Annotated in this window: 9 protein-coding genes; 6 read left to right on the top strand and 3 right to left on the bottom strand. The window is 61.0% G+C overall.

Annotated elements, in window-relative coordinates:
- Together KBF66_RS17845 and xdhC are read right to left on the bottom strand one after the other, a co-directional pair.
- The coding region (locus KBF66_RS17845; protein WP_296660630.1) for a urate hydroxylase PuuD at window positions 1–98 on the bottom strand (98 nt) is incomplete at its 3' end.
- Window positions 99–950, bottom strand: a complete 852-nt coding sequence (xdhC, locus tag KBF66_RS17840; protein ID WP_296660625.1) for a xanthine dehydrogenase accessory protein XdhC — start codon at window positions 948–950, stop codon at window positions 99–101.
- 103 nt (window positions 951–1053) lie between these two features.
- Between xdhC and KBF66_RS17835 the strand changes: the two genes are divergently transcribed.
- Window positions 1054–1614, top strand: a complete 561-nt coding sequence (locus KBF66_RS17835; RefSeq protein ID WP_296660622.1) for a hypothetical protein — start codon at window positions 1054–1056, stop codon at window positions 1612–1614.
- Between the two features lie 91 nt (window positions 1615–1705).
- Here the strand turns inward: KBF66_RS17835 and uraH are convergent, their stop codons facing one another.
- Entirely contained in the window at window positions 1706–2059 is a 354-nt protein-coding gene (gene uraH / locus KBF66_RS17830) for a hydroxyisourate hydrolase (protein WP_296660619.1), read from the bottom strand.
- 106 nt (window positions 2060–2165) lie between these two features.
- On the opposite strand from uraH, the gene puuE reads away from it, so the two are divergent.
- The 5 genes from puuE to KBF66_RS17805 all read left to right on the top strand — a co-directional run.
- Window positions 2166–3116 carry an allantoinase PuuE gene (gene puuE / locus KBF66_RS17825; protein WP_296660616.1) on the top strand — a complete coding sequence of 317 codons (951 nt, stop codon included), beginning with the start codon at window positions 2166–2168 and terminating at the stop codon, window positions 3114–3116.
- 471 nt (window positions 3117–3587) lie between these two features.
- A complete protein-coding gene (gene uraD, locus KBF66_RS17820) occupies window positions 3588–5480 on the top strand; it encodes a 2-oxo-4-hydroxy-4-carboxy-5-ureidoimidazoline decarboxylase (RefSeq protein WP_296660613.1) in 1893 nt (630 codons plus the stop codon).
- Between the two features lie 187 nt (window positions 5481–5667).
- Complete coding sequence (locus KBF66_RS17815) at window positions 5668–6009, top strand: hypothetical protein (RefSeq protein ID WP_296660610.1); 342 nt, start codon at window positions 5668–5670, stop codon at window positions 6007–6009.
- A 90-nt stretch (window positions 6010–6099) separates the two neighbouring features.
- Complete coding sequence (locus KBF66_RS17810) at window positions 6100–7329, top strand: M20/M25/M40 family metallo-hydrolase (protein WP_296660606.1); 1230 nt, start codon at window positions 6100–6102, stop codon at window positions 7327–7329.
- A gap of 54 nt (window positions 7330–7383) precedes the next feature.
- The coding region (locus tag KBF66_RS17805; protein WP_296660602.1) for a malic enzyme-like NAD(P)-binding protein at window positions 7384–8182 on the top strand (799 nt) is incomplete at its 3' end.

Genomic DNA, 8182 nt, shown 5'->3' with positions numbered 1-8182 from the left:
AACACAAAATAGAAGGACGAGCCAATCCAGGCGATGGCGGTGATCACATGCACCCAGCGCAACAACAGATTGGCCCAGTCAAGGTAGTAACTTTCCATTCAAGATTCCATTTCTAAGGGGTCTGCGGATTTGCCGCCCGACGCCAGCACCTGCAAGACTTGTGCCGCAACCGACACCGCAATCACCTCCGGCTGCTTGCCACGGATGCCATGCAAACCAATCGGGCATTGAACCCGCGTCATCTCGGCCTCCGTAAAGCCCCGTTGCGCCAGCCGGTTCCGAAAAGTGGCCCATTTGCTTTGGCTGCCAATCAAGCCGATCCAGCTCAGGTCCGCATTCTGCCGCTGTCGCGACAGACAGGCAGCCACCACATCCAGGTCCTGCGCGTGACTGAAACTCATGATCAGCACCAGCGCACGCGCCGGCATCGACGGCACGGCCAGTTGCACCGGCTCCGACAGATCACTCACCACGTTGTCTGGCAACTGGAGCGGGAAGATGCCTTCGCGGCTGTCGATCCATTGCACCTGAACCGGCAGGCTGGCCAACAGTCGTACCAGCGCCGCACCCACGTGGCCGCCGCCAAACAACACCAGCCACGGCCAACGGGCTCGTACCGCGTCAAATTGTTGACGCAGCGCCGGCACATCGACCGCGCTGACGCGCTCATAACGCAGATGCACTTCGCCACCACAGCATTGGCCCATTGACGGGCCCAGCGGATACCGCATCAGCACTGGCGCAGATGATGGATCACCCAGCAGAACGCGCGCTTGCGCCATGGCTTGCCACTCCAGTTGCCCACCGCCCACGGTGCCCAGGCAAGACTGATCGAAGACGGCCATCCAGGCATCAGACTCGCGCGGAACCGAGCCGCGATGGGCCTGCACCCGCACCAACACTGCCGGTGCATTGGCCAGCAAAGTCAGAAATTCAGTGGCTTGTGACACAAAAGCTTACCTTTTCCTTCGCAACAGGTTTGCCACTTGGGCCGGATTTCAGGCACATTACGGGGCTTGCCATATGCTCGTATGACCCACCAGAACCCTGCACATGCCTAAACGCCTCTTCATCTTGCCGCCCAGCCATGAGCATCAGGCCACCGCCAGCGTCGTATCGCGCCTGGCTTTGGCCCTGATGGCTGCATTGGCGGGTTGTACTTCGACACCACTGCCGCCGCCCAAGCCCTTGCCGGCCCCCGTCGTCACGCCGCCGCCCGCGCCCATGGTGCAGGTCGAGCCGCCGCCTGCCCCGGTGGCGACACCCACGCTGGTGTCTCAGGCCAGAACCCCGCGCGACTATCGGCGTGATGCAGCCAGCCATTTGTACGGCAAAAACCAGGACCGCGTCTACCGGGGCAAAATGCCGCCGCTGTTGTATGCCATCGGTGTCCTGCAAGTCGAGGTGGACAGGCTGGGCCAAGTCACGGCCCTGAGCTGGATGCGAGCCCCCAAACACGCACCCGAGGTGATCGCTGAAATCGAACGCACCGTGCGCCACGCGGCCCCCTACCCGGCCCCCGTGAACATGGGCCGCGTGACCTACACCGACACCTGGCTGTGGCACAAAAGCGGAACCTTCCAACTCGACACCCTGACCGAAGGACAATACTGATCCCTTGCGGGACAGACCAAGATTGGCGCAGCCAATTTGCTCTGTCCCCAACATTTCAGGGATTTCCTCGCAGGACAGACGAGCGTCCACCTCACGACCCCCGATAGGTCGAATAACTCCAGGGGCTGACCAGCAGCGGCACATGGTAATGCGCTGACGCATCAGCCACGCCAAAGTCCAGTATCACCCGGTCCAGAAAATTCGGCTCTGGCAACACCACGGCGCGCGCCTTGAAATACGCCGCCACCTCAAACACCAGCCGGTAGGTGCCCCGTTTCAAACCGGCACCGTCCAGCAGCAGGCCATCGGGGTTGCGGCCATCCTGGTTCAGCACCAATTCTTTGATGCACTGCGCCGCCTCACCGTCGGTGGCATAAAGACGCACCGCCATGCCAGCCGCTGGTGTGCCGTGCATGGTATCCAACACATGTGTACTCAATCCCATCGTCTGATCCTCAACAATTGCCTGAAGTGTATTTCGCCCGGAGTATGTCGCTATCATGCCAGCCTTGTCCTGCCCGGCAGGATGTGTTTCACCGCCCTGACCCGCCATGAGCCTGTACAACAGCACCCTGCCCTATCCACGCGACCTCAAAGGTTACGGTCCGACGCCGCCCCACGCTCAGTGGCCGGATCAGGCGCGTATCGCCGTGCAGTTTGTGCTGAACTATGAGGAAGGCGGCGAAAACTGCGTGCTGCACGGCGACGCGGGCAGTGAACAATTTTTGTCTGAAATGTTCAACCCGGCCAGTTTCCCCGATCGACACATCAGCATGGAGGGCATTTACGAATACGGCAGCCGTGCCGGCGTCTGGCGCATTCTGCGCGAGTTCGAGCAGCGCAGCCTGCCGCTGACCGTATTTGGCGTGTCGATGGCGCTGCAGCGCTACCCCGAGCTGGTGCAGGCGTGTCAGCAGTTGGGGCACGAGATCGCCTGCCACGGCTGGCGCTGGATCCATTACCAGAATCTGCCCGAAGAGGTTGAGCGCGAGCACATGGCGCGCGGCATGGCCATCCTGACCGAATTGATGGGCGAGCGCCCACTGGGCTGGTATACCGGGCGCGACAGCCCCCACACCCGCCGCCTGGTGGCCGACTTTGGTGGTTTTGAGTACGACAGCGACTACTACGGCGACGACCTGCCGCTCTGGATGCAGGTGCGCAAAACCGATGGCGACGTGGTGCCGCAGCTCATAGTGCCCTACACGCTGGACTGCAACGACATGCGTTTTGCGCTGCCGCAAGGGTATTCGCACGCCGATCCGTTTTTCCAGTATTTGAGAGATACGTTTGATGCGCTATATGCCGAAGGTGACCCGAGCGGGTTGAACGCACCCAAGATGATGAGCGTGGGCATGCATTGCCGACTGCTCGGGCGGCCTGGGCGCATCACCGCGCTGCAGCGTTTTCTGGATCACATCGCGCGCTTTGACCGGGTGTGGGTGTGCCGGCGGCTGGACATTGCGCGGCATTGGCAGGCGGTGCATCCGTTTGTCGGGTGAGTTGCTCGAGCAGATCAGTGTTTTTGTGCTTTGATGTCTCCAGCATTTTCTGTCATTGCGTTAGAAGCTCTTTTTTTGAGAGTGATTGATGGATTTGAATTGTTTTGTGCCCACCGCTGTGCGTTGCCTTGTCTGTGCTGGGCCGCTCGCTACTCAACCCGCCAGGCGTGGCTGCGGCGCATCAGCCTCATGCTGGAGTACCAGAAATCGGCTGCCGCACCGCAGCCCCGCCTGGCTGGACCGAGCGGTTTGGTTGCGGAAAACGCGACCGAATGGCTTATGCGTCGAGAGCACGGCACCAACACGACCACCCAAAGGTTCAAACACGCACGCTGCAGCAGATTTGGGGTCGGATCCCCATTCGGCCCAGCTTTCTCTGATTCGTCAAAGTCGCATCCCCGAATGGGGCTCTGACCCCAATTCTGCGGACCATAGCCCCCAGCCCACCGCCCACCCCCGCGGAGCAACACCATGCCCTTAACCCTTGACCATCTCAACACCGCAACACTGCCCGACGCCATGGACATGCTCGACGGCTTGTATGAGCACTCACCGTGGATTGCCGAAGCCGCCTTGCTGCAGCGCCCGTTCCAGTCGATCCACCAGCTCAAGTACATCATGACCCAAGTGTTGGCCGCCGCACCACGCGAGGCCCAGGTGGCGCTGATCCGCGCCCACCCGGAGCTGGCCGGCAAAGCCATGGTCAGCCAGAGCCTCACCGCCGAATCGACCAACGAGCAAAGCAAGGCCGGCTTGACGCATTGCAGCGCCGACGAATTTGCCAGACTGCAGCAGCTCAACGCCGACTACAACGCCAAATTTGGCTGGCCCTTCATACTGGCGGTGCGTGGCGCACGCGGCACCGGCTTGAGCCGTGCCGAGATCATCGCCACCTTCGAGCGCCGTCTGGGCGGCCATTCCGACTTTGAGTTGCAGGAATGCCTGCGCAACATCCACCGCATTGCCGAAATCCGCCTGAATGACAAATTTGGCCTGACACCCGATCTGGGCAACGCCGTGTGGGACTGGCAGGAGGCGCTGGCTGATTTTTCCGAGCCGGGCTATGCCGAACAGGGCCAGCTCACCGTGACCTACCTGAGCGACGCGCACCGCGCCTGCGCGCAGCGCATTCAGGGCTGGATGCTGGATTGTGGTTTTGACAGCGCGCAGATCGACACAGTGGGCAATGTGGTGGGGCGCTACGAAGCCGACGCACCCTCGAAGGACAGTCCGGCAGCCACCCCGAATGATTCTGACATTGATAGCGTCCAGTGCAATCAGGATATGGGCTACAGCCCTAAAATCTATGTAAATCGCAAAACCCTTTTGACCGGCAGCCACTACGACACGGTGCGCAATGCCGGCAAGTACGACGGCCGACTGGGCATTTTTGTGCCGATGGCCTGCGTGCGCGAGCTGCACCGCGCGGGGCGACGCTTGCCGTATGCGATTGAGGTGGTGGCGTTTGCCGAAGAAGAAGGCCAGCGCTTCAAGGCCACATTTCTGGGTTCTGGCGCACTCACCGGCGACTTCAAACCCGATTGGCTGGATCAGCAGGACAGCGACGGCATCACGATGCTCACCGCCATGCAGCACGCTGACCGGTGCAGCACCGCTGCCAGCCATGCCGATGTGCTGACCGCCATTGCCCAGCTCAAGCGTGACCCGGCGCAGTACCTGGGTTTTGTTGAAGTGCATATCGAACAGGGTCCGGTGCTCAACGCCATGAACCTGCCGCTGGGCGTGGTCACGTCCATCAACGCCAGCGTGCGTTACAGCGGCGAGGTGGTCGGTACCGCCTGTCACGCTGGCACCACGCCGATGCAATTGCGACAGGACGCCGCGTGCGCCGTGGCCGAACTGGCTTTGTACCTGGAACATCGCGCTGCGCAAGACGGTGATTCAGTCGCCACCATGGGCCAGCTCAACGTGCCCGCCGGTAGCGTCAATGTGGTGCCGGGGCGCTGTACCTTCAGCCTCGATTTGCGGGCCCCGAACGACCTGCAGCGCAATATCCTTGAGCGTGACGTGCTAGCACAATTACAGCAAATTTGCCATCGGCGTGGCCTGCACTACGCGCTGCACGAAACCCTGCGTGCCAGCGCGGCCCCGAGCGCACCGGCCTTGCAGCAGCAGTGGGAAGCCGCCGTCACAGCGCTGGGCCTGCCCGTGCACCGCCTGCCCAGCGGTGCCGGCCACGACGCGATGAAACTGCATGAGGTGATGCCGCAAGCCATGCTGTTTGTTCGCGGCCAGAACGCCGGCATCAGCCACAACCCGCTTGAAGCCACCACCAGCGACGACATGCAACTGGCGGTTCAAGCCCTGATGCATTGGATGGATTCCATCATCTCCGCCGGTTGATCCGGTCATTCACGGCCTTTGCTTGCGGGATTCACCTGACCGTGTCGGCCTGCATCCACCCGCCTTGTGCCGCCACCCCCGGGCTGACACCAAGTGCGAAATCTGTAGACTGCCAAGGCAATATACTCTTTGCACGGCATTGCCGTGTCGTTCTCTAAGTTATGCAAGTGTCTTGAGGAAGGCCCCTGTGAGCTATATTGCGCTTTTGCTGGCCAGCGTGGCAACCTTTTATCTGTTGGGATACTTCGCCAAGCGGTTTCCCATGCTTGGCATATTGGGTGGCATCGGATTGTGTGTCGCACCCATTGTTTTCTGGATCAATACACGCGCCATCAATTTCCGATCAGAGGGCTCGATTGGCGGCCTGGTGTTGATCGTGTTCTTTGGGTTCATTTGTCTGATTTCTGTGGGACTTGGCCTTTACCTGATTGGCATAGGCAGCCGGGCTTCTCGCGGCGAAGAGGTCGACGTTGCCGCCGAGGTGCGCAACAACATGGCCCCCTTGTTCACCAAAAAAACTCGCAAGTGAATTTGCGGCTGTCGTTCGTCAGCCATGCTCCAACCATCCTGCGACACTCGCCATCGCGCACTCTGCCCAAACACACTCTGAGGCCCAGTCATGACCCCTTACACCCAACTCGACACCTGGATAGACGCCCACTTTGATGAACAGGTCGCTTTCCTGCAAGAACTCATCCGCGTGCCCACCGACACGCCGCCGGGCAACAATGCGCCGCACGCCGAGCGCGCGGCTGAATTGTTTGCCGCCATGGGGCTGAATGCTGAAAAGCACCCGGTACCCGTCACCGAAGTGCAAGCCGCCGGCCTGCAAAGCATCACCAACCTGATCGTGCGCCGCCACTATGGTGCGGGAGGCAGAACCATTGCGCTCAACGCCCATGGCGATGTGGTGCCGCCAGGCGAGGGCTGGACGCATGACCCGTACGGCGGCGAGATCGAAGGTGGCAAGATCTATGGCCGCGCCGCTGCCGTGAGCAAATGTGACTTTTCGACCTACGCGTTTGCCATTCGTGCGCTCGAAGCGGTCAGTGCACCCAAGCAGGGCCAGATCGACCTGCTGCTGACCTACGACGAAGAGTTTGGCGGCGAGGTCGGCCCGGCCTGGCTCCTGGCGCACGGACTGACAAAACCCGACCTGATGATGGCGGCGGGTTTCAGCTATCAGGTCATCACCGCGCACAACGGCTGCCTACAGCTTGAAGTGACCGTACATGGCCAGATGGCGCACGCTGCCATTCCTGAATCCGGCGTCGATGCGCTGCAAGCGGCCGTGAAGATTCTGAGCGTGCTGTATGCACAGAACGCGCACTATCGCGCCACCATCAAGTCCGGCGTTGAGGGCATCACCCACCCGTACCTGAACATCGGCCTGATCCAGGGCGGCACCAACACCAATGTGATTCCCGGCAAGGTCACGTTCAAACTGGACCGGCGCATGATCCCCGAAGAGAACGCCGCACAGGTTGAAGCCACGCTGCGCGAGCTGATCACACAAACCGCTGCCGCGCTGCCCGGCATCACGGTCGATATCCGGCGCATGCTTTTGGCGCATGCCATGAAGCCGCTGCCCGGCAACCGCCCGCTGGTGGATGCCATCCAGAAGCACGGCAAACAAGTGTTTGGCGAAGATATTCCCGCCCTGGGCACGCCGCTGTACACCGATGTGCGCCTGTTTGTCGAACGCGGTATCCCCGGCGTGATCTACGGTGCCGGCCCGCGCACGGTGCTCGAATCGCACGCCAAGCGCGCCGATGAACGCCTGGACCTCAACGACCTTCGCCGTGCCACCAAGGTGATAGCACGCAGTTTGTGTGATTTGCTGAGCTGAAGGCTTGTGTGCAGGAGTAAAGTAGCGCCCCACCCAAAACAATACGGAGACACTGTGAGCGAACCCCTATCCCCTGTTGAACAAGCCCTGCACGACGCCGCCTGTGAATACCACCGTTTGCCCACCCGTGGCAAGATTTCGGTCAACGCCACCAAGCCGCTGCACAACCAGCGTGACCTGAGCCTGGCCTATTCGCCCGGCGTGGCCTACCCCTGCCTGGAAATTCAGGCCAATCCGGCGTTGGCGCACGAATACACCAGCCGTGGCAATCTGGTGGCGGTCATCACCAACGGCACAGCCGTGCTGGGCCTGGGCGACATTGGCCCGTTGGCCGGTAAACCGGTGATGGAGGGCAAGGGCTGTCTGTTCAAGAAATTTGCCGGTATCGACGTGTTCGACATCGAACTGGCCGAGCGCGACCCCGACAAGCTGATCGACATCATTGCGGCCATGGAACCCACGCTGGGTGGCATCAACCTGGAAGACATCAAAGCCCCGGAGTGCTTCTACATCGAGCAAAAACTCAGTGAACGCATGGGCATTCCGGTTTTTCACGACGATCAGCACGGCACGGCCATCATTTCCAGTGCCGCACTGATCAATGCACTGGAACTGGTGGGCAAGAACATCGCCGACGTCCGCGTTGCTGTCTCGGGTGCCGGTGCGGCTGCCATTGCCTGCCTCAACGTGATGGTGGGCTTGGGCGTGCAGGTGAAAAATGTGTTTGTCTGCGATTCCAAAGGTGTGATCTACAACGGTCGACCGGGCGGTTTTGATGCTTCCAAAGCACGTTTTGCCAAAGACACCGAGATGCGCACCCTGGCCGATGCCATGCTGGGGGCCGACGTCTTCC

The organism is Rhodoferax sp., from assembly GCF_018063565.1.
Classification (GTDB): domain Bacteria; phylum Pseudomonadota; class Gammaproteobacteria; order Burkholderiales; family Burkholderiaceae_C; genus Rhodoferax.
This window is presented reverse-complemented; position numbering and strand designations above follow the sequence as displayed.

Coding starts and splice junctions, on each gene's coding strand:
- KBF66_RS17835 (WP_296660622.1), top strand. CDS start 1,054: ATGCCTAAACGCCTCTTCATCTTGCCGCCCAGCCATGAGCATCAGGCC.
- uraH (WP_296660619.1), bottom strand. CDS start 2,059: ATGGGATTGAGTACACATGTGTTGGATACCATGCACGGCACACCAGCG.
- puuE (WP_296660616.1), top strand. CDS start 2,166: ATGAGCCTGTACAACAGCACCCTGCCCTATCCACGCGACCTCAAAGGT.
- uraD (WP_296660613.1), top strand. CDS start 3,588: ATGCCCTTAACCCTTGACCATCTCAACACCGCAACACTGCCCGACGCC.
- KBF66_RS17810 (WP_296660606.1), top strand. CDS start 6,100: ATGACCCCTTACACCCAACTCGACACCTGGATAGACGCCCACTTTGAT.